Genomic DNA, 20,595 nt, shown 5'->3' on the forward strand with positions numbered 1-20,595 from the left:
TGCGGCTGACGCCTTACCCGGGCTACATAGCTAACCCTATCCCTGACTAAACTGGCGGAACAGCGCCTTACCTTTCAGCAGACGCAGCCCCAGCCAGCCGCCGCACAGCGACAGCAGTATCGCCCCGCACAGCGGCAGCATCACCCACAGCCGCCAGTCCGGAGACCACGGGAAGTCAAAGATTTTGCTTTGCAGCAGCGCCAGCGCCACCTCAGCGCCAATCGCCGCCACGACGCCGGACACCACGCCCAGCAGCGCGAACTCCGCCCACAGCGTGGTGCGCAGCAGAGACTTCCCGGCCCCCAGCGTGCGCCAGAGCACCAGCTCCTGATAACGCTGACGCATCCCGACCTGTACCTGCGCCAGCAGCAGCAAAACGCCGCAGGCGGTGACCAGAATCACCATTACCTCAAGCGCGCGGCTTACCTGGGTCAGCACCTGGCCAATCTGCTGCAAAATCGCGCCGATATCCAGCAGGCTGACGGTGGGGAATTCGCGGTTGAGCTGCGTCAGCATCCCGTTGCCGTTATCCCAGCGGAAGCTGGTCAGCCAGCTTTGCGGCTGGCCGTCGAGCGCCCCCTGCGGGAAGATAAAGAAGTAGTTCGGCCGCAGGCTCTCCCAGTCGACTTTACGCACGCTGGACACCTTCGCGCTAAAATCCTGAGTATCCCCGGTAAAGGTCACGCTATCGCCGAGCTTGACGCCCAGACGCTGCGCCAGCCCCTCTTCAATCGACACCTCGCCCGACTTCGGCGGCCAGCTACCGGCAACCAGCGGATTATGATCCGGACGCTCGCGGCTCCAGGTGAGGTTAAGCTCCCGGTTCAGGGCTTCATCTTTATTGCCCTCCGTCACCTGACCGTTAATTTGCGTCAGGCGGGCGCGCACGATGGGGTAGAACTCGGTGGCGCGGGTCTGATGTTCGGCGAGGAAGGTTTTCACCGGCACCACCTGCTCCGGCGCAATGTTAATCAGGAAATAGTTAGGACTTTCCGGCGGCAGCTGCTGCTGCCAGCGGTCAAGCAGATCGCCGCGCAGCACCAGCAGCAGCGCCAGCAGCATAAACGACAGCGAAAAGGCCGCCAGCTGGCTCAGGGTCGACCACGGCTGGCGCAGCAGACGGTTCACCGCCAGGCGCAGCGGCAGCGCTTTTAACGTCAAACGCTTCAGTAGCCACAGAACGCCCCATCCCGCCAGGCCGCACAGCAGCGCCAGCACCACGGCGCCCGCCAGCACCGCCCATAGCAGGGGGCTGCCGCCCATCAGCAGCGCCAGCAGGGCTACCACCACCGCGCACACCACTGGAATATAGATCGTCAGCGGCCAGACGTTGGCGACGACATCCTGGCGCAGCACCCGCAGCGGCAGCGTCGCCAGCAGCAGTCTATAAGGACGCAGCCCGACCAGCAGGGAAATCACCACCATCGCGCCGATCGCCCACAGCCACGGCCAGCCGCTCGCCGCCGGCAGCGCCGCCGGGAGCACCGGCTTAAGCATCAGCAGCAGAATATGCTCCAGCCCGACGCCCATCGCCCCGCCGGCAACCACCGCCAGCGCCAGCAGCATCAGCCACTGGCCGACAATCAGCTTGCGCAGCTGCGCCCGCCCGGCGCCGAGGGTTTTAAGGATCGCCACCAGATCGTAACGACTGCGGCAGTAATGACTCATCGCCACCGCCACCGCGGCGACCGCCAGCAGCAGCGTTAACAGCGCCGACAGCAGCAAAAACTGCTGCGAGCGCTCCAGCGATTTACCCAGCGCGCTGTCGTCCTGCTCCAGGCCGATCCAGCGATGTTCAGGCCCCAGCTTCGGCAGCAGCCACTTTTCGTAGTCCGCCAGCTGCTGCGGGGTTCCGGCATACTTATAGCGCCAGGAGACGCGGCTCCCGGGCTGCACCGCGCCGGTTTTCGCCACGTCTGCGGTATTCATCATCAGCCGCGGCGCCATCTGGAAGGGGTTAAATCCGGCATCCGGCTCCTGTATCACCTCGCCGGCAATGCGCAGCGTGGCGTCGCCCACGTCGATGGTGTCGCCGGTTTTCAGATTCAGCAGCGCCATTAATCGCGGCGCCAGCAGCACGGTGCCGGCGTGCGGCTTCAGCCCCGGCGGCTGGGTCTGCAACTGACCATATAGCGGATAGGTGTCGTCAACCGCTTTGACGTCCGCCAGCTGCGGCGTATCGCCGGAAAACGTCATAGTGGCGAAGCTCAGCTGTTCGCCGACGGTTAAACCAAGGCGACGCGCTTCGTCAATCCATGCGCCTGGGACTTCGCGCGAGCTGCGCAGCGTGCGGTCGCCGGCCATAAATTCCCGGCTCTGCTGGCTGAGTCCTTTCTCCATGCGGTCGCTTATCGAGCCCAGCGCCAGCACGCAGGCCACCGCCAGGCTCAGCGCCAGCCAGACGATCAGCAGCGACGGCGAGCGCCATTCGCGCCAGAACCAGCGGGCGATCATGCTTCCTCCCGCAGCTGGCCATCCACCAGCCTCAGCCGTCGGTCGCAGCGCGCCGCCAGCAGCGGGTCGTGGGTGACGAGGATCAGCGTGGTGCCGTGCTCGCGGTTCAGCGAGAACAGCAGGTCGGCGATTTTATCCCCGGTGTGACGGTCGAGGTTGCCGGTGGGTTCATCGGCGAACAGCAGCTCCGGGCGGCCGTTAAACGCGCGCGCCAGCGCGACCCGCTGCTGCTCGCCGCCGGAGAGCTGTACCGGCAGGTGATGCAGGCGTTTGCCCAGCCCCAGCTGCTCCAGCAGCGCCCGGGCGCTGCCGCGGCTCTGGCTATCGCTTTCGCCGCGCAGCAGGGCCGGAAGCTCAACGTTTTCCAGCGCATTGAGGGTGGGTATCAGCATAAAAGATTGAAACACAAAGCCGACGTGCTTAGCGCGCAGCTTCGCCCGCGCCTCTTCGTCCATCTGGTGCAGCGGCTGTCCGAGCAGCGAAACCTCCCCGCTGCTGCCGTCGTCCAGCCCGGCGAGGATCGCCAGCAGCGTCGATTTACCGGACCCCGACTCGCCAATCAGGGCGATGGTCTGCCCCTGTTTGACAACCAGCTCAACTCCGGTAAGGATGGAAAGCTGATGCTCACCCTGACCGACGGATTTCTTAAGATGATGAACTTCAAGTATGTTTTCCGCTGGCATTTGCCTTTCCTGTTTCTGGTCCTGTTTACCTGCCGCGCGATGGCGGCCGACACGCTGTTGGTTCTCGGCGACAGTCTGAGCGCCGGTTATCGCATGGCGGGCAATACCGCCTGGCCTGCGCTGCTTAACGATAAGTGGCAGACCAAAACGCCGGTGGTTAACGCCAGCATCAGCGGCGATACCTCGCAGCAGGGGCTGGCAAGGCTGCCGGCTCTGCTTAAGCAGCATCAGCCGCGCTGGGTGCTGGTAGAGCTGGGCGGTAACGACGGGCTGCGCGGTTTCCCGCCGCAGCAGACGGAGCAGGCGCTGCGTACCATTATTGAGCATATCAAAGCGGCGAACGCCCAGCCGCTGCTGATGCAAATTCGCCTGCCCGCCAACTATGGCCGCCGTTATAATGAAGCCTTTAGCGCAATTTATCCGGCACTGGCCAAAGAGTTTGATATTCCTCTGCTGCCCTTTTTTATGGAAGAGGTTTATCTGAAACCGCAGTGGATGCAGGACGATGGAATTCACCCTAATCGCGACGCCCAGCCGTTTATCGCCGACTGGATGGCGACGCGTTTGGCTCCCTTAGTTAATCATGACTCCTGATAACAGCGAGTCATTTACAGGTAAAGTTATGCAAAAATCGGTTTTAGTTACAGGATGTTCCAGCGGAATTGGTCTTGAAAGCGCCCTTGATTTAAAGCGCCAGGGCTTTAACGTGCTGGCCGCCTGCCGCAAAGCGGAAGATGTCGCACGGATGCAGGAGCTGGGGCTGACCGGTGTGTTGCTGGATCTTGACGATCCGCAGAGCGTTGAACGCGCCGCCGCCGAGGTGATTGCCCTGACCGACAACCGCCTGTACGGCCTGTTTAACAACGCGGGCTACGGCGTCTACGGCCCGCTGCCGACCATCAGCCGCCAGCAGATGGAGCAGCAGTTTTCCGCCAACTTTTTCGGCGTCCATCAGCTAACGATGCTGCTGCTTCCGGCGATGGAGCCGCACGGCGAAGGGCGTATTGTGATGACCTCATCGGTGATGGGAATTATCTCCAGCCCCGGCCGCGGCGCCTATGCCGCCAGCAAATTCGCGCTGGAAGCCTGGTCAGACGCGCTGCGCATGGAGCTGCGCCACAGCGGAATTAAGGTCATCCTGATTGAGCCGGGCCCGATCCACACCCGCTTCACCAACAACGTCAACCAGACCCAGACCGATAAGCCGGTGGAAAACCCCGGCATCGCCGCCCGCTTTACTCTCGGGCCGGAAGCGGTGGTGGAAAAAGTGCGCCATGCTTTTGTCAGCGATAAACCGAAGCTGCGCTACCGGGTCACTCTGGTGGCGCATGCGGTCGCCCTGCTGAAACGCCTGCTGCCGACCCGCGCGATGGACAAAATTATCCAGGGCTAAGTTGAAGCGCCTGCCGTCGCCCCCATATATCTATACAAATATCGATTAAAGAGACTTGCTCATGTCCGCACAGAATATTGTCAATATTACCGAAGCTAACCTACACCAGACGCTACAGCAGTCCGCGACAACGCCGGTGCTGTTCTATTTCTGGTCCGCGCGCAGCCAACATTGCGAGCAGCTGACGCCGGTACTGGAGAGCCTCGCCGCCCAGTACAACGGCCTGTTTACCCTCGCTAAAGTTGACTGCGATGCCGAACAAATGCTGGCTTCGCAGTTTGGCCTGCGCGCAATCCCTACGGTTTACCTGTTCCAGAACGGTCAGCCGGTCGACGGCTTCGAAGGCCCGCAGCCGGAAGAAGCGGTGCGCGCGCTGCTGGATAAGTTCCTGCCGCGCGAAGAGGAGCTCAAAGCGCAGCAGGCGCTGGCGCTGATGGAGGAAGAGAACTACGCCGAAGCGCTGCCGCTGCTGAAAGACGCCTGGCAGCTGTCGAACCAGGAGAGCCAGATTGGCCTGCTGCTGGCGGAAACGCTGATTGCCCTGCACCGTTCCGATGAAGCGGAAACGGTGCTGAAAACCGTGCCGCTGCAGGATCAGGATACCCGCTATCAGGGACTGGTGGCGCAGATCGAGCTGCTGAAAAAAGCCGCCGACACGCCGGAAATTCAGCAACTGCAGCAGCAGGTAGAGCAGAACCTGGAAGACGCGGCGCTGGCCTCCCAGCTGGCATTACAGCTGCATCAGGTTGGGCGTAACGAAGAGGCGCTGGCGCTGCTGTTCAGCCATCTGCAAAAAGATTTAGGCGCCGGAAACGGCGAGGTTCGCAAGCTGCTGCAGGAGATCCTCTCCGCCCTCGGCACCGGCGACGCGCTGGCCGCGAAGTACCGCCGCCAGCTCTACTCTCTGCTTTATTAATCGTAAAAAACCCGGCTCGCGCTGCGCTTAGCCGGGCTACAGATTCCCCGCCGTCTGCGGGACGGTAGCCCGGACAGGCGCGTTCAGCGCCGCCTCCGGGGAAAAAACTTACGCGCGTTTTTTCAGCTGCGTCACCACCAGCTGATGGCGAGCATTAAAGAACTTCAGGTAGGTCAGATACCCGGCGATAATCGTTGACAGGCTGGCAGTCGACAGCAGCATAAACGTCACCATAATCTGGTACTTAATCGCTTTTACCGGATCAATCCCGGCGAAAATCAGCCCCGACATCATCCCCGGCAGGCTCACCAGCCCCACCGTTTTCGCCGAATCTACCGTCGGGATCAGCGCGGCGCGAATGCTATCGCGGATAAGCCTTGCGGAAGCCATCTTCGGCGTCGCGCCCAGGCTCAGCTTCTCCTGGATCTGCTGCTGCTCGCTGCTGAAACGCTGCCCCATGTTGTTGTAGCACAGCCCGACCGCCACCATCGCGTTACCGGCCACCATCCCGGCAATCGGAATCACCTGCATCGGCACAAACGCAATCGATCCGGAAAAAACCAGCACCGCCAGGGTTAATCCGGCGCCGGTGGTTATCGCGATAAACGAAGAAACAAAGGCTTTATCGATATATTTGCTGCGCTTTTTCGCATTCCACGCCGCGTTAAAGCAGATAAACAGCACCATCAGCAGCGTCAGCACGGCGTGATTAACGTTAAAGATATATTTCAGCACATAGCCGACGATAATCAGTTGCACAATCGCCCGGCAGATACTCCAGATAATATCTTTTTCCAGCGCCAGCTTTTCCCGGTAGCTGACCACGATCGCCACCAGCACCAGAACCATGGAGAGCGCCAGCGATTCGTTAGTAATATTATGCCCGTTCATTTTTTTTCTCCTCCTGCGCTTTTCCGCCGGCAGGCTTTAGGGTAATCACTTCATCCGCATGGGCAATTTCATTGCTATCGTGAGTGACCCACAGAACGGCGATATTTTTTTCGGTCGTGTAGCGATGGATAATCTCATTCACGTTTTTTTTATTGCTCTCGTCCAGCGCGCTGGTAATTTCATCGAGCAGCAGCACCTGCGGTAAAAACTGCAGATTGCGAATCAACGAAACTCGCTGCTTTTCCCCGCCCGAAAGTTCATTGATTGACTTTTCCAGCGTATTCTCCGCCAGCCCGAAGCGCAGCAGATCGGCGACCAGCGCGTTGGGATCCGGCTGTTGATGACGGATCTGCCACGGGAAGACCAGGTTGTCATACACTGAATCGCCGAACAGCGCCGGGGTTTGCGCGCAGTAGGAAACCTGCTGACGATAGGTTTCCGGCGTTAAGTCATTAATGTTTTTACCGGCGAAGAAAATGCTTCCCGCGGTGGGGCTCAGCAGCGAAGCGATTATTTTTAATAACGTGCTTTTTCCGCAGCCGGAAGGGCCGGTAATCAGCTTAAATTCCCCTGCCCTGAGCTGAAAACTCATCTCATTAAGGATGGTCACTCCATCGGCCTGAAAACCCACATTGTCCAGGCGCAAAATAGCGTTACTTTCGGTCATTATTATTCCCAGTTTTTCGACAACGCCTCTAGTTTACTCCACTTTTCTTTCACCCGGATGCGCGGAAAGATATACTCTGGTTAAACGCGCGCCACTCTCCCGGCGCATCAACAGGCAACAAGACAGGAGGTTTTTGATGCTGATTTTTATCCCCATTCTTATTTTCGTCGCGCTGGTTATCGTCGGAGCGGCGGTAAAAATCGTTCCTCAGGGCTACCAGTGGACGGTAGAGCGCTTTGGCCGCTATACGCAAACGCTGCAGCCGGGGATGAGCCTGGTGGTGCCCTTTATGGATCGTATCGGGCGCAAAATTAATATGATGGAGCAGGTGCTCGATATCCCTTCGCAGGAGGTGATTTCGCGCGATAACGCCAACGTCACCATTGATGCGGTGTGCTTTATTCAGGTTATCGACGCGCCGAAAGCCGCCTATGAAGTCAGCAACCTCGAGCTGGCGATTATCAACCTGACCATGACCAACATTCGTACCGTGCTGGGCTCCATGGAGCTGGACGAAATGCTCTCCCAGCGCGACAGCATCAACACCCGCCTGCTGCATATTGTCGATGAAGCGACCAACCCGTGGGGCATCAAAATCACCCGCGTTGAGATCCGCGACGTACGCCCGCCGGCGGAGCTTATCGCCTCAATGAACGCCCAGATGAAAGCCGAGCGCACCAAGCGCGCCTATATTCTTGAGGCCGAAGGGATACGTCAGGCGGAAATTTTAAAAGCCGAGGGCGAGAAGCAGTCGCAGATCCTCAAAGCCGAAGGCGAGCGTCAGTCGGCGTTTTTACAGGCAGAGGCGCGCGAACGTTCCGCGGAAGCGGAAGCGCGCGCTACGCAGATGGTCTCATCCGCTATCGCTTCCGGCGACATTCAGGCCATCAACTACTTTGTCGCGCAGAAATATACCGATGCGCTGCAGCAAATTGGCGCGGCCAACAACAGCAAAGTGGTGCTGATGCCGCTCGATGCCAGCAGCCTGATGGGCTCCATCGCCGGGATCGGCGAGCTGCTTAAAGAAGGCGCTGGCGCGCAGAAAAAATCATGATCGCGCTGATTCTCGCCCACCCGCATATTTTCTGGCTCAGCCTCGGCGGGCTGCTGCTGGCGGCGGAAATGCTCGGCGGCAACGGTTATCTGCTGTGGAGCGGCATTGCCGGCGTCGTAACCGGGCTGCTGGTCTGGATGCTGCCGTTGAGCTGGGAGTGGCAGGGTACGCTGTTTGCCGTCCTGACTCTGCTGGCGGCCTGGCTGTGGTCGCGCTGGCTACGTAACCGCGTTAAGCGCCAGAAGCCGGCGGACGCTCAGCTTAATCAGCGCGGGCAGCAGCTGCTTGGCCGCCGCTTTACGCTGGAAACGGCGCTGGTTAACGGCCGCGGACACGTCCGCGTGGGCGACAGTTCATGGCCTGTTATTGCCGATGACGACCTCGCGGCGGGCAGCAAGGTTGAAGTGGTCTCCGTCGAGGGGATTACGCTGCGGATCAGGGAGCTCCCTAACGGCCGCTAGGCCTGCACCTTGCGGTGACAGCAGCCTGAGAGATTATCGATGATCGGGCAGTCCGCGCTGTCATCGCCGGGGCAGGAGTCCGCCAGCGCCAGCAGCTGCGTACGCATGCCCTGCAGCTCGCTGATATGCCGCTCAATTTCCGCGACTTTCTCCAGCGTCCGGCGTTTCACGTCGGCGCTGTGCCGCGAGGGATCGTTGAACAGGAATATCAGCTCGCGACACTCTTCCAGATTAAACCCCACCTGGCGCGCCTGGCGCAGCAGGGTCAGTTCATCCAGATGCTGCTGGCTGTAGCTGCGGTAGCCGTTTTCGCTACGCAGCGGCGGCGTCACCAGCCCCTTCTCCTCGTAAAAACGGATCGCTTTGCTGGTTAAGCCGGTCTTTTTCGCCACATCGCTAATATTCATCTTTCCCCCTTGACCTTCCCCTTGCTGGAAGGTTTAACCTTGTTAATACTCGATGAAAGAGTGTGTTCGGTCAATCATTAACCGGAAATTTATTCAGGAGTTATGTATGTCTACCACTATCGACCTCGCGCTTGATGGCCTCTCCTGCGGCCACTGCGTTAAACGGGTGAAAGAGAGTCTGGAGCAGCGTCCCGACGTTGAGCAGGCGGAAGTCACCGTTACCGAAGCCCACGTCACGGGCAGCGCCAGCGCGGAAGCGCTGATTGAGACCATTAAACAGGCCGGATACGGCGCGGAGCTCAGCCACCCAAAGGCTAAACCGCTGGCAGAATCATCAATCCCGCCGGAAGCGCTGACAGCGGCCACCTCTGAGCTTCCGGCAGCCCGTGACGAAGATGACAGCCAGCAGCTGTTAATCAACGGCATGAGCTGCGCCAGCTGCGTATCCCGGGTACAACACGCGCTCGCCGCGGTGCCGGGCGTCTCGCAGGCGCGGGTCAACCTGGCGGAACGCACTGCGCTGGTGATGGGCAGCGCGTCCGCCGCAGAATTAGTCCAGGCCGTAGAGAAAGCGGGCTACGGCGCGGAAGCTATCGAAGACGACCTCGAACGCCGCGAGCGCCAGCAGGAAACCGCCGTCGCCACAATGAAGCGCTTCCGCTGGCAGGCTATCGTCGCCCTGCTGGTAGGTATCCCGGTCATGGGCTGGGGAATGATCGGCGACAATATGATGGTCAGCGATGATAACCGCGCCCTGTGGCTGGCTATCGGTGTTGTCACCCTGGCGGTGATGGTCTTTGCCGGCGGCCATTTCTACCGCAGCGCGTGGAAAAGCCTGAAAAACGGCACCGCGACCATGGATACGCTGGTGGCGCTGGGTACCGGCGTCGCCTGGCTCTATTCAATGAGCGTCAACCTGTGGCCGCAGTGGTTTCCGATGGAAGCCCGCCACCTTTATTATGAAGCCAGCGCGATGATTATCGGTCTGATTAACCTGGGCCATATGCTGGAAGCCCGCGCGCGCCAGCGCTCTTCGAAAGCGCTGGAAAAACTGCTCGATTTAACCCCGCCGTCAGCGAGGGTGGTCACCGACGAAGGCGAAAAAGATCTGCCGCTGGCTGAGGTTCAGGCGGGAATGATCCTGCGTCTGACCACCGGCGATCGCGTACCGGTCGACGGCGTCATTAGCCAGGGCGAAGCCTGGTTCGATGAAGCGATGCTCACCGGCGAGCCGGTGCCGCAGCAAAAAGGCGACGGTGACGCCGTTCATGCCGGGACCGTAGTGCAGGACGGCAGCGTACTGTTTACCGCCAGCGCCGTCGGCAGTCAAACCACCCTGGCGCGCATTATCCGCATGGTGCGCCAGGCGCAGAGCAGTAAACCTGAAATCGGCCAGCTGGCGGACAAAATCTCCGCCGTGTTCGTCCCGGCGGTTGTGGCGATAGCCCTGTTCAGCGCCGCGATCTGGTACTTTTTTGGCCCGGCGCCGCAAATTGTCTATACCCTGGTGATCGCCACTACGGTGCTGATTATCGCCTGTCCGTGCGCCCTGGGGCTGGCAACGCCGATGTCGATTATCTCCGGCGTGGGCCGCGCGGCGGAGTACGGCGTACTGGTGCGCGACGCCGATGCGCTGCAGCGCGCCAGCACTCTCGATACGCTGGTCTTTGATAAAACCGGTACCCTGACCGAGGGTAAACCGCAGGTGGTGGCGATAAAAACCTTTACCGCCATGGATGAGTCCACCGCTCTACGTCTGGCGGCGTCTCTGGAGCAAGGTTCCAGCCACCCGCTGGCGCGAGCCATTCTCGACAAAGCCGCGGACCAACGCCTGCCTGCGGTAGAAAACTTCCGCACGCTGCGCGGGCTGGGGGTCAGCGGCGAAGCCGAAGGCCGCCGTCTGCTGCTCGGCAACCAGGCGCTGCTTAATGAGCACAAGATTGCAACGGCTGAAATAGAAGACGACATGACCGCCCAGGCGTCACAGGGTGCCACGCCGGTGCTGCTGGCGGTAGATGGTCAGGCGGCGGCGCTGTTCGCCATCCGCGATCCGCTGCGCGAAGATAGCGTGGCGGCATTAGCCAGGCTGCACCGCCAGGGCTATCGTCTGGTGATGCTGACCGGAGATAACCCCACCACCGCCAAAGCTATCGCCAAAGAGGCGGGCATTGATGAGGTGATTGCCGGGGTGCTGCCGGACGGAAAAGCCGATGCGATTAAGCGCCTGCAAAGCGAAGGGCATCAGGTGGCGATGATCGGCGACGGTATCAACGATGCGCCCGCGCTGGCGCAGGCCGATGTGGGGATCGCCATGGGCGGCGGCAGCGATGTCGCCATTGAGACGGCGGCGATTACCCTGATGCGCCATAGCCTGAACGGCGTTGCCGATGCGCTGGACATCGCCAAAGCCACGCTGCGTAATATGAAGCAGAACCTGCTGGGGGCATTTGTTTATAACTCGCTGGGCATTCCGATTGCTGCCGGGATCCTGTGGCCGCTGACCGGCACGCTGCTCAACCCGGTGGTGGCGGGCGCGGCCATGGCGCTCTCTTCGATTACCGTTGTGAGCAACGCCAACCGCCTGCTGCGCTATAAGCCCAAAGCATAAGGCAGCCTCTGGCGAGGGCGAAAACAGGCTTCCCCTCGCCCCCTTCGGGAGAGGGGAAGCCTCAGCCGATTTATCTATTCGAACTCGCGGCCAGGATGCGGAACCGGATAATCAAAATCAACCTTGATCGGCGCCGCATAGCGGCTATTCCACAGCTGGCTGTAAAGCGCGTCCACGCGCGCGGCCATCGACGCATTATTCAGCACCAGCTCAAGGTTGCGTGAGTTATCGAAATAGCCTCCGCTCCAGTTGCTGGTTCCGACCCACGCCGTCGTACCGTCGATGGTCATCAGCTTACTGTGTACCACCCTGGCAAAGGGGATAAACCCTCGGCTGGCGGGAGGTATGGTCACCACTTTTAGCTGAACGTTTGGCACCAGAGAGAGACTCTTCAGCCAGAATACCTCCGGCTTTTTCAGGTTCCAGTTCGCCACCATCAGCTCCACCTGTACGCCGCGGGCCGCCGCGCTGCGCAGGGCGTTATCAATGGGCGCATAAAAGGGCCGGCTCCCCTTTTCTCCCCACGCCAGCGGCGCATAGTCCATCACCTGCACCCGGATCCGCGATTTGGCGCTCGCCAGCAGCCGCGGCAGCGCCACCTGCGAATCAATCACCCCGCCCGGGTTATAATCGCGCGGGCTGGCAACCAGATAATTGCCCTGCGGGGCCGACGCTACCGCCTGCCTCGCCGGCTTCGGTACCGGCTTACTCTCCGCCAGCAGAGCTTGCGCCTGCCAGTCCTGATCGAAAATAGCCTGAATCTGCTGCACCGTTTGCGGATCGCTGATGCGCAGACCGGTCTCCTGGATCTGTTCCAGCGCGCGCCAGTCAAAATTCTGGCTACCGACAAAAGCCTCTTTGCCATCCACCAGCAGATACTTGGCGTGAACAATACCGCCGGTCAGCCGATGGAACGGAATCACCCGCAGCTCCAGGTTGGGGATCGCTTTCAGGGCCGTCAGCGTTTCCGGCGTTGAAAGGCCCACGCCCTTCTCCTCCATCAGAAAACGAATTTTTACTCCACGCTCCCCGGCGGCCCGCAGACGTGCCAGAACCCCATCCAGCAGAGAGCCTTTTTCATTCGCCACATAAAACTGCGCCAGATCGATATGGCTGCGCGCCGCATCGAACATCTGCTGCCAGACTTCGGCGGCATGACGTAAATCGTTATCCTGTAAGGTGGTTTCCTGCGGCGCGTTATACACCAGCTCGTAGCCGGGTATAGAGAACGCCGCCCATACCGGCTGGCTTAACAGCATCCAGCTCCCCGCCAGCGCGCTCATCAGGCGGCCTGCCGGCCACCCGCATTGACCATGTTCAGGCATAGCGCTGCGCCTCGTGGCCTTCCCAGCGTTTGCCGCCCTGCTCCGGACGGCTGACCGGGCTGCCGGCGCGGATCAGCAGCACCTTCAGCAGTTCGTTGATTCGCTCCATGCGGCTTTGCAAATAGTTATTGCCCACCAGGCACAGCAGCGCAATAGCAATGCCCAGGCCGGTGGCATACAGGGCGGTCCCCATACCCGCAGAAACCATGCTGGCATCGGAGACGCCTGAGGCGGAAAGGGCCTTAAAGGTATCCATAATACCGAGGATCGTCCCCAGCAGGCCCAGCAGCGGCGCGGCGGTGACAACGGTTTCAAGCATCCACAGCCCACGCGACATCTGCGGTTTGCTGAGCAGATACTGAGCGTCGATCAGATCGCTCATCGCCTCACGGTCTTCCGCCGTCTGCTTTTTCTCCAGCACCGGCAGAATGAGGGTCAGCGGGAGGCTACTGCGGCCGGTCAGCGATTCCGGCAGATCCGACGCGCGACGAACGTCCGGCGTCAGCGCCTTTTCAAAGCGCAAAGCCTGACGCTGGGCCCACGAAAAATAGAGGCCGCGTTCAACCAGTATCACCACGGCGATCGCCAGCGCGGCGTACATAACGTAGAAAATAATATCGTGAATCAGATTGGCATCCATCAGAGTGCCCTCCGGTTAATTAAAAGGTTGCTTCCAGCGAGACGCTAAAGGTGCGCTCTTCGCCAACGTTGTAGTACGGGGTACTGGCCTTCACGCCGTCGTAAGCCGCCGCGTTAAAAGTCGTCGAGCGGACGGAGGTCAGGTACTGTTTATCGAACAGGTTATCGATGCCAAAGCGCAGGGTGGCGCTTTTGACAATCTTTTTATCCACCGGCAGATGCACGCCCGCGGCGACATCAAAGACCGTGCGCCCGCCGATTTTTTCGTCGTTGGTCAAATCGCCGTAGAACGAACTGACGTATTTGCCGCCGAAGCTGCCGTAGTAGAGACCATCGTCATAGCCCAGCGACGCGTTAAGCATGTTTTTCGGTACGTTTGGCACCGTTTTGCCCGCAGTTGGCAGCGGATGTCCGCCGTTGCTCACAATGTCGTCTTTTTGTTCGGAATGGGTGTAGGTATAAGAGGTGTAGTAGTTGAAGTTGTACGGCAGCTTACCGCTCCACTCCAGCTCCAGACCTTTACTCTCCACGCTGCCGATGTTCATCATTTCGTAGTCACCATCCGCATTGGTGGTCGAAATCTGCCGGTCGGTATAGCGCATATAGAAGAGCGTCGCGCTCAGCAGCATATCTTCGCGCTGAAAACGCCAGCCCAGCTCGTGGTTCCAGCTCAGCTCAGGTTTGGTGCTGATCGAATCGCCGACGTTGTAGAGTACGTAGTTGGGTGGCGTACGCATGTTGCGCGTCAGGTTATAGAACAGCTGATTTTCGCTATCCGGCTTATAGCTGATGCTAAAGTTCGGCAGGAATTCATGGTAGGTCGCCTGGCGTTTTTCCGCAGCGCTATACAGGCTGCCTTTATTATCGCCTTTACGTTCAACATACTGATAAGCCAGCCCGCCCACCAGCGTCCAGTCCGGCGTCACGAACCAGCTGTCCTGAAGCCATACTTTGTGCGCAGGAGTCACCGTGTACTGGTTACGCCCCTGTACCGTATTGCCGTTCGCATCTTTAACCTGATCGGAACCGCCCGGTTTGCCGGAAACGTTCGCCGGGTTGCCATCGTCCTGAATGCTAATAAACGGCTGGGTCTGCGACTGACGCGCGCGCTCGTACCAGTAGCCAATATCCAGGCTGTGCTCGTCGTTGATATCCCACTTCAATTTCGTGGTAACGCCCGGCCGCCAGGTCTGGGTCCACGAAGGCCGGTAGTAGGTATTGGAAGTCAGGTTGCTGAGATCGTACTGTCCGGCGGTATCAGACGTATTGGACAGCACCGAGGCCGTTTGTCCGGTAAAGCTGCCGCCGTTACCCCAGTAGTAATAGGGCTGAACGGTCAACGCGAGGTTATCGCGCAGCTGTAAGCGCTGGGCAAAAGAGAGGGTGAAGGTTTCAAACGGATTACGGTTCAGCTTGTAATATTTGCTCAGTTGACCTTTGCTGTTGTAGACCGGGGTGGTCGAGTAGTCCTGACGCGGGTCTTCTTCGAACTGCGCTTTACTCAGGGTGTTATAGTTGCTGTTATCCTGACGGTTATACTTCATGATCAGGTTGCTGCTGTTGCCGTTGCCATCCTCGTACAGCGAGTTCATTTCGAACTTATCGGAATAATTACGCCCCTCCCCGCGCCATTTTTTGGCTTCAGTATGCGAGTACGAGAGCCAGTTGCTAAAACCGTTGTACTCCCCGGTCTCCAGACGAGCGAAAGTTTTGCTGAGGTTATGGCTGCCGAGCGTTTGTTTAACGAAGCCGCCAAACTCCTTTGAGGGACGCTTTGTCACAAGGCCAATATTACCGCCGCTGGAACCAATATGCGGGCCGTCAGCCTCGGAAGAGCCCTGGGTGACAAAGATCTGCTCAAGGTTTTCCGCGTCGCCCAGCAGGTTGGGGTAGACCGCATAGTTGCCCGAGTCGTTAATCGGGATGCCGTCCATCGACAGGCCGATCTGATCCGAGTTCATCCCGCGCATGGTGTAGTCGATACCGCTCAGGCCGCTGGCGTCATTGCTGTTGACGTTCATTCCCGGCGTATATTTCAGCATGTCGATAGCGTTGCTGGCGCCGGGGGCTTTTTCCATCGCCTCTTTGGTCAGGGTGGAACGCGCTTTGCCGCTGTCTTCCTGCACCATCAGACCGCCGCCGAGCGATTGCCCCTTAACGTTAATCTCCCCCACGTCGCTGCTTTCCGCCGCCAGCGAGGACCCCGATAACAGGGCCGACACCACGGCTAACGCAATCCCAGAATAATTAAAGTTTTTCATTTCTTTTCCTGTAAAAACAAATGATTAATTAGGCTTATGGCGCCTGGTAATTAAACGTCGCGGTAAATTTTTTGCTGCTTTGTCCGGCAAAAGCCTCTTCAGGAAAGGGCTTCAGCTGGCTGATGCTTTGCAGGGAACTAAGCGCAGCGCGATTGAGCAGCATGTTCGGCGCCCTGCTGGCAATACCGGAAGCCAGCACTCTGCCGCTGCGGTCAACCTCCAGCCAGACCTCCACGTTGCCCTGCGGGCGCTCCAGCGAAGCCTGACGGCCGCTCGGGTAGCGCTTGCGCTGCTCCAGCTCCCGGCGCAGCGCCTGCAGATAGCCGTTTTCCACCGCCTGCGCGTTCGCCTTCGGCGCCGGGGGAGAAGGCGGCGCGGCTGGTTTACTCACCGGACTACGAACGGCGGCGGGCTGCGGAGCCGCGATCGCCTGCGGTTTCGGCGCTTTTTCCTTCACAACCGGTTTGGGCCTGGGTTTGGCTTTCGGTTTAACAACCGGTTTGGCCTGGATAATGGGTTCTGGCGCAGGAACGACGGGTTCAGCGACCGCCTCCGGTTCCGGCTCAGGTTGAATTTGCGGCGGTATTTCCGGCTGCGGTTCCGGGACAGGCTCCGGCTGCGGCGGTTCGGGTTCAGCCAGCGACAGTTCCATGACCGTATCGTCGTAATGCGGTTTGACCTGCAGCACTGCCTGCTGGCTGACAAACAGTAAACATCCGGCGACGACAAGGGCGGGTAGCCAGCTAACAACGTGACGTGAGCGATAAAGCAGATACATATCACTGCTTCCGTGTGGCAATGGAAATGGAGAAGAAACCACCCTGACGCAGGGTATCCATCACGGCGATCAGGCGTTCCACCGCAACCTCTTTATCGCTGTTCACGATAATGGTGGTGGTTTGGTTTTCCTGCTGCTGTTGCTTCAGGGTATTGACCAGCGCATTCAGGGGCAGCGGCTGGCCATCAAGCTGCAGCTGGTCGCCGGCGCCGAGGGTGATAATGGCTTTTTTTTGCGGTTTAAGCTGTTGGGCGCTGCCGGCCGACGGCAGCTGCGTTTTCAAGCCCAGAGCCGGGATCACATTCAGGCTAATCAGGACAAAGAAAACCAGTAGAAACATCATCACATCGATCATCGGGATCAGCTCGATATGGGCTTTATTCTTTTTAGGCTCACTCCAGTTACGCATGTCACTCCCCCCAAAAATTGAAGGGGCCAATATAGAAGCGTTTTGTTTATTTTTTGTTACAGATTTTTTATTTTATTATCACAACAGAGGAATATTTGAGAAAAAAACACCATAGTCATTCACGTTATAAATAGCCATTCCATTGTTTTTTAAGTGATAATTAATTTCAAAACGCCATTACAGAAATGACGAAAAAGAGAACATCAAATTTTTTTGTTATTTTCGTGACATTGCAAAACGCCTCTTCCGTCGCGCACGTTGAGTCCCCTTGCGCCCCAGCCCCCCGCGCGCTAGCATGGCTTCCTCACACTACGGAGCACGTATGGGCCTGTTAAACCGAATAAAAATGCTGTGGCAAGCCGCCGTCGGCTCGTCTTATTCCTGGCCCGCGCTGGATATCACGCTTCCCGGCGAGCGCTATCTGCACCTGGTCGGCAGTATTCATATGGGCACCCGCGACATGTCGCCGCCGCCCGCCAGGTTATTAAAAAAGATCCGCCAGGCCGATGCGCTGATTGTGGAAGCGGATATTAGCGGCAGCGAAACGCCGTTCAGCAACCTCCCCTCCTGTCCGCCGCTGGCGGAACGCCTGAGCGCCTCCCTGCTTGCTGAACTGCAAGAGCGGGCGGGAGAAATGGGGCTGTCCATCGCGCTGTTCGACAGCCAGCCGCTGTGGCAGGTGGCGATGGTATTGCAGGCGACTCAGGCGCAAAAACTGGGCCTAAGGGCGGATTACGGCATTGATTATCAACTGCTGATGGCGGCGCGCGAGAGCAATATCCGCGTGATGGAGCTGGAGGGAGCCGACAGCCAGATAGCGCTGCTGCGGGATCTGCCCGACGGCGGCCTGGCGCTGCTGGAGGATACCCTCACCCACTGGCGCACGAATGCGCGTCTGCTGCAGGTGATGATCGGCTGGTGGCTGGAGCAGCCGCCGTCAACGGGCGCAACCTCGCTGCCGACAACGTTTAGCCAGTCGCTGTATGATGTGCTGATGCATCAGCGCAATCTCGCCTGGCGCGAAACGCTGCTGGCGCTGCCGCCGGGGCGCTACGTGGTTGCCGTAGGGGCGCTTCATTTGTACGGGGAAGGAAATCTGCCGGACATGCTGACGTAAAAAAATGGCCAATATTGCTATTGGCCCGTCAAAGAGGAATTTCATCATTATTATTATTCCGGGGTTCGCGCCCCGGATCGTCTGATTGTCGCTCAAAGTGACCATCACTGCCAATACTATTGCGCAAGATGATACTATTTTTTAGACAGCCGTCGGGCGTATGCTTATGTCACATTTAATCGGTTGGTAAGAAGGATAACGATGACTCCCGCCGTAAAATTACTCGAAAAAAACAAAATTAGTTTTCAAATCCACAGCTACGAGCACGATCCGAACGAAACCAATTTTGGTGACGAAGTGGTGCGTAAGCTGGGATTGAACGCCGACCAGGTCTACAAAACGCTGCTGGTTGCCGTTAACGGCGACATGAAGCATCTGGCCGTTGCAGTGACCCCGGTTGCGGGTCAGTTGGATCTGAAAAAAGTGGCGAAGGCCTTAGGCGCAAAAAAAGTGGATATGGCAGACCCGATGGTCGCGCAGCGGGTTACCGGCTATCTGGTGGGGGGTATCAGCCCGCTTGGGCAGAAAAAACGCCTGCCGACGGTGATTGACGCGCCGGCCCAGTCGTTTGCCACCATCTATATTTCCGGCGGCAAACGCGGGCTGGATATTGAGCTGGCGGCCAGCGATCTGGCGAAGATCCTTGAGGCAAAATTCGCCGATATCGCGCGTCGCGATTAATTGACGGTTTTTCGTCAGGGAACACTCCCGGAGGCGGCGCTGACGCGCCTTGTCCGGGCTACAAAATCCAAAACCGCTCAGACCTGTCGCCCCGGTAAGCGCAGCGCCACCGGGGCGCTGCTCTGACGTTACTGCCAGCTTACCTCGCCTTTCGGTTCATAAGCTGCCGCGTCCAGCGGTGAGTTTTTCTGGATATACTCTTTCAGCACCTCCGCGTCGATGAAGCCGGTATTCACATAGCCGGGCCTGGTATCAATATGCGGGTAGCCATCGCCGCCGGTGGCGTTAAAGCTCAGGGTCGCCATACGGTAGGTCTTCGCCGGATCGACCGGTTCGCCTTTGATAGTCAAATTATTAAGCTTACCGTCTTTGGCCACAAAACCGACGTTGGCAAACTGCGGATAGGCGCCAGAATCGGGCTTCATCTGCGCCACGGCGGTCAGATACTCCGTCACTTCCTTACCGCTCATATCGACATACACCAGCACGTTGCCGAAAGGCTGTACCTTCATCACGTCTTTATAGGTGATATCGCCCGCTTCAATCGAATCACGCACGCCGCCGCCGCTCATCACCGCGAAATCGGCATTGCTGCGCGCCATCTGCGCCGCCAGCAGCAGACGTCCCATATTGGTTTGCACAAAACGCACTTTGCTGCGATCGCCCTCCAGGTGCGCGTTTACGCTACCGATTTTGACCTGCAGCTGCGCTTTGCCCTTATTCTGGAACGGCGTCAGCAGGGAGAGCATCTGCGGATTTTCGGCGATTTGCGGCGTATAGAGCACGCGCTCGCTCTCGCCGTTGTCGTAAGTGACCTTTTTCTTCAGGTTGACCGGGATCAGCTGATAGTGCACCAGCTTCATTTCGCCGTTGCGGAATTCGAAGTCGGCGCGGCCCACATATTTGCCCCACTCATGGGCCTGGACGATCCAGATACCGTTCTGCTTGTCCGGCGCGCACGGGCTGCCCGGAACGTAATCCACCTGTTTTTTATTCTCAGAGGCCATGCATACCGGGTCCTGCGAGTGACCGCCGACGATCATCGCCAGCGAACCTGCCGGCAGGCTGCGCGCCATCTCGACGTCGCCCGGCGCATTCGAGCCGTGGGCGCCGTTGTCATAATGGCCCATGTGGGTGGTGGCCAGAATGACGTCCGGTTTTTCATTCTGCTGCAGCTCCTGGATAACGAGTTTGGCCTCTTCCGCCGGTTTGCGGAACTCGATATCCGTAAAGAACTCAGGGTTACCAATTTTGGCCGTATCGTCGGTCGTCAGGCCGATAACCGCAATATTCAGCCCGCCGCGTTTGAACAGCGCCCACGGCTTAAACAGACGCTCGCCGGTGCTTTTCTGGTAAATATTGGCGGAGAGGAACGGGAACTTCGCCCATTTTTCCTGCTGACGCAGTACGCTAAGGGGATTATCAAACTCGTGATTGCCTACCGCCATCGCATCATAGCCAATCAGGTTCATCCCGCGAAAATCGGGTTCCGCGTCCTGTAAGTCGGATTCCGGCACGCCGGTGTTGATATCGCCGCCGGATAACAGCAGCACGCTGCCGCCCTCTGCCGCCACCTCTTTGCGAATGCCGTCCACCAGCGTTTTTTGTGCCGACAGCCCGTATTCGCCGTAGTCGCTGCGCCAGAAGTGGCCATGATGATCGTTAGTATGCAGGATGGTAATTTTATAGGTTTTATCCTGCTCATAAGCCTGCGCAGACAGGCTCCCCAGCGATAACGCCGTGAATAGCGCCAGCGCAACGCCTTGCTTCATAAAGTGCATATTTCTCTCCCTGACGAAATGACAAGTGCCGAAAGTATAGCGAGTTAGCCGATTAGACAAATATGTTTTC

19 protein-coding genes are annotated in these 20,595 nt (G+C 58.7%); 8 read left to right on the forward strand and 11 right to left on the reverse strand.

Annotation, left to right across the window (positions count from 1 at the left end; genetic code table 11):
- Positions 1-36 precede the first annotated feature (36 nt).
- Complete coding sequence (gene ybbP / locus JLG71_RS21165; RefSeq protein ID WP_200913801.1) at positions 37-2,454, reverse strand: putative ABC transporter permease subunit YbbP; 2,418 nt, start codon at positions 2,452-2,454, stop codon at positions 37-39.
- Complete coding sequence (gene ybbA, locus JLG71_RS21170; protein ID WP_004099723.1) at positions 2,451-3,137, reverse strand: putative ABC transporter ATP-binding protein YbbA; 687 nt, start codon at positions 3,135-3,137, stop codon at positions 2,451-2,453. The genes ybbP and ybbA overlap by 4 nt, the downstream gene beginning before the upstream one ends.
- On the opposite strand from ybbA, the gene tesA reads away from it, so the two are divergent.
- From tesA to JLG71_RS21185, 3 genes are all read left to right on the forward strand, one after another.
- Positions 3,108-3,731 (forward strand): multifunctional acyl-CoA thioesterase I/protease I/lysophospholipase L1, encoded by a 624-nt coding sequence (gene tesA, locus JLG71_RS21175; RefSeq protein ID WP_049079717.1) that lies wholly within the window; start codon positions 3,108-3,110, stop codon positions 3,729-3,731. The two genes, ybbA and tesA, sit on opposite strands and share 30 nt — an antisense overlap.
- Positions 3,721-4,530, forward strand: coding sequence for an SDR family oxidoreductase (locus tag JLG71_RS21180; RefSeq protein WP_200913802.1), 810 nt, complete (start codon positions 3,721-3,723; stop codon positions 4,528-4,530). The genes tesA and JLG71_RS21180 overlap by 11 nt, the downstream gene beginning before the upstream one ends.
- Before the next feature lie 61 nt (positions 4,531-4,591).
- Positions 4,592-5,446, forward strand: coding sequence for a co-chaperone YbbN (locus JLG71_RS21185; protein WP_102803079.1), 855 nt, complete (start codon positions 4,592-4,594; stop codon positions 5,444-5,446).
- Between the two features lie 108 nt (positions 5,447-5,554).
- Here the strand turns inward: JLG71_RS21185 and fetB are convergent, their stop codons facing one another.
- Positions 5,555-6,337, reverse strand: coding sequence for an iron efflux ABC transporter permease subunit FetB (gene fetB / locus JLG71_RS21190; RefSeq protein WP_004129987.1), 783 nt, complete (start codon positions 6,335-6,337; stop codon positions 5,555-5,557).
- The gene (gene fetA, locus JLG71_RS21195) at positions 6,324-7,004 is read right to left on the reverse strand and encodes an iron efflux ABC transporter ATP-binding subunit FetA (protein ID WP_004848402.1); all 681 of its coding nucleotides are present in this window, start codon (positions 7,002-7,004) and stop codon (positions 6,324-6,326) included. Before fetA ends, fetB begins: the two co-directional genes overlap by 14 nt.
- Positions 7,005-7,140: 136 nt before the next feature.
- On the opposite strand from fetA, the gene JLG71_RS21200 reads away from it, so the two are divergent.
- Both JLG71_RS21200 and JLG71_RS21205 read left to right on the forward strand, forming a co-directional pair.
- The gene (locus tag JLG71_RS21200; RefSeq protein ID WP_004129981.1) at positions 7,141-8,058 is read left to right on the forward strand and encodes an SPFH domain-containing protein; all 918 of its coding nucleotides are present in this window, start codon (positions 7,141-7,143) and stop codon (positions 8,056-8,058) included.
- Positions 8,055-8,519: an NfeD family protein gene (locus tag JLG71_RS21205; RefSeq protein ID WP_064358005.1), complete on the forward strand. Its 465-nt coding sequence runs from the start codon at positions 8,055-8,057 to the stop codon at positions 8,517-8,519. Before JLG71_RS21200 ends, JLG71_RS21205 begins: the two co-directional genes overlap by 4 nt.
- Here JLG71_RS21205 and cueR read toward each other — a convergent pair.
- Positions 8,516-8,926, reverse strand: a complete 411-nt coding sequence (cueR, locus tag JLG71_RS21210; protein WP_004099697.1) for a Cu(I)-responsive transcriptional regulator — start codon at positions 8,924-8,926, stop codon at positions 8,516-8,518. The genes JLG71_RS21205 and cueR overlap by 4 nt on opposite strands.
- A 106-nt stretch (positions 8,927-9,032) precedes the next feature.
- On the opposite strand from cueR, the gene copA reads away from it, so the two are divergent.
- A complete protein-coding gene (gene copA / locus JLG71_RS21215) occupies positions 9,033-11,534 on the forward strand; it encodes a copper-exporting P-type ATPase CopA (protein ID WP_108703605.1) in 2,502 nt (833 codons plus the stop codon).
- 74 nt (positions 11,535-11,608) lie between these two features.
- Here the strand turns inward: copA and JLG71_RS21220 are convergent, their stop codons facing one another.
- From JLG71_RS21220 to JLG71_RS21240, 5 genes are read right to left on the reverse strand one after another with little or no spacing between them, the layout of a single operon-like run.
- The gene (locus JLG71_RS21220) at positions 11,609-12,859 is read right to left on the reverse strand and encodes a phospholipase D-like domain-containing protein (protein ID WP_025107135.1); all 1,251 of its coding nucleotides are present in this window, start codon (positions 12,857-12,859) and stop codon (positions 11,609-11,611) included.
- Positions 12,852-13,499, reverse strand: coding sequence for a MotA/TolQ/ExbB proton channel family protein (locus tag JLG71_RS21225; RefSeq protein WP_004137930.1), 648 nt, complete (start codon positions 13,497-13,499; stop codon positions 12,852-12,854). The genes JLG71_RS21220 and JLG71_RS21225 overlap by 8 nt, the downstream gene beginning before the upstream one ends.
- 19 nt (positions 13,500-13,518) lie before the next feature.
- Positions 13,519-15,759 (reverse strand): TonB-dependent receptor family protein, encoded by a 2,241-nt coding sequence (locus tag JLG71_RS21230; RefSeq protein WP_014228220.1) that lies wholly within the window; start codon positions 15,757-15,759, stop codon positions 13,519-13,521.
- A gap of 34 nt (positions 15,760-15,793) precedes the next feature.
- Complete coding sequence (locus tag JLG71_RS21235; protein ID WP_049084552.1) at positions 15,794-16,537, reverse strand: energy transducer TonB family protein; 744 nt, start codon at positions 16,535-16,537, stop codon at positions 15,794-15,796.
- A 1-nt stretch (position 16,538) separates the two neighbouring features.
- Positions 16,539-16,946: an ExbD/TolR family protein gene (locus JLG71_RS21240; RefSeq protein WP_004848379.1), complete on the reverse strand. Its 408-nt coding sequence runs from the start codon at positions 16,944-16,946 to the stop codon at positions 16,539-16,541.
- Positions 16,947-17,268: 322 nt separating this feature from the next.
- Between JLG71_RS21240 and JLG71_RS21245 the strand changes: the two genes are divergently transcribed.
- Positions 17,269-18,063 (forward strand): TraB/GumN family protein, encoded by a 795-nt coding sequence (locus JLG71_RS21245; protein WP_014228217.1) that lies wholly within the window; start codon positions 17,269-17,271, stop codon positions 18,061-18,063.
- Between the two features lie 201 nt (positions 18,064-18,264).
- Positions 18,265-18,744 carry a Cys-tRNA(Pro)/Cys-tRNA(Cys) deacylase YbaK gene (gene ybaK, locus JLG71_RS21250; RefSeq protein WP_116280238.1) on the forward strand — a complete coding sequence of 160 codons (480 nt, stop codon included), beginning with the start codon at positions 18,265-18,267 and terminating at the stop codon, positions 18,742-18,744.
- 128 nt (positions 18,745-18,872) lie between these two features.
- Here the strand turns inward: ybaK and ushA are convergent, their stop codons facing one another.
- Entirely contained in the window at positions 18,873-20,525 is a 1,653-nt protein-coding gene (ushA, locus tag JLG71_RS21255; RefSeq protein ID WP_014228215.1) for a bifunctional UDP-sugar hydrolase/5'-nucleotidase UshA, read from the reverse strand.
- Between the last annotated feature and the right edge of the window lie 70 nt (positions 20,526-20,595).

The organism is Klebsiella michiganensis, from assembly GCF_015139575.1.
In the GTDB taxonomy this organism is placed as follows: Bacteria; Pseudomonadota; Gammaproteobacteria; order Enterobacterales; family Enterobacteriaceae; genus Klebsiella; species Klebsiella michiganensis.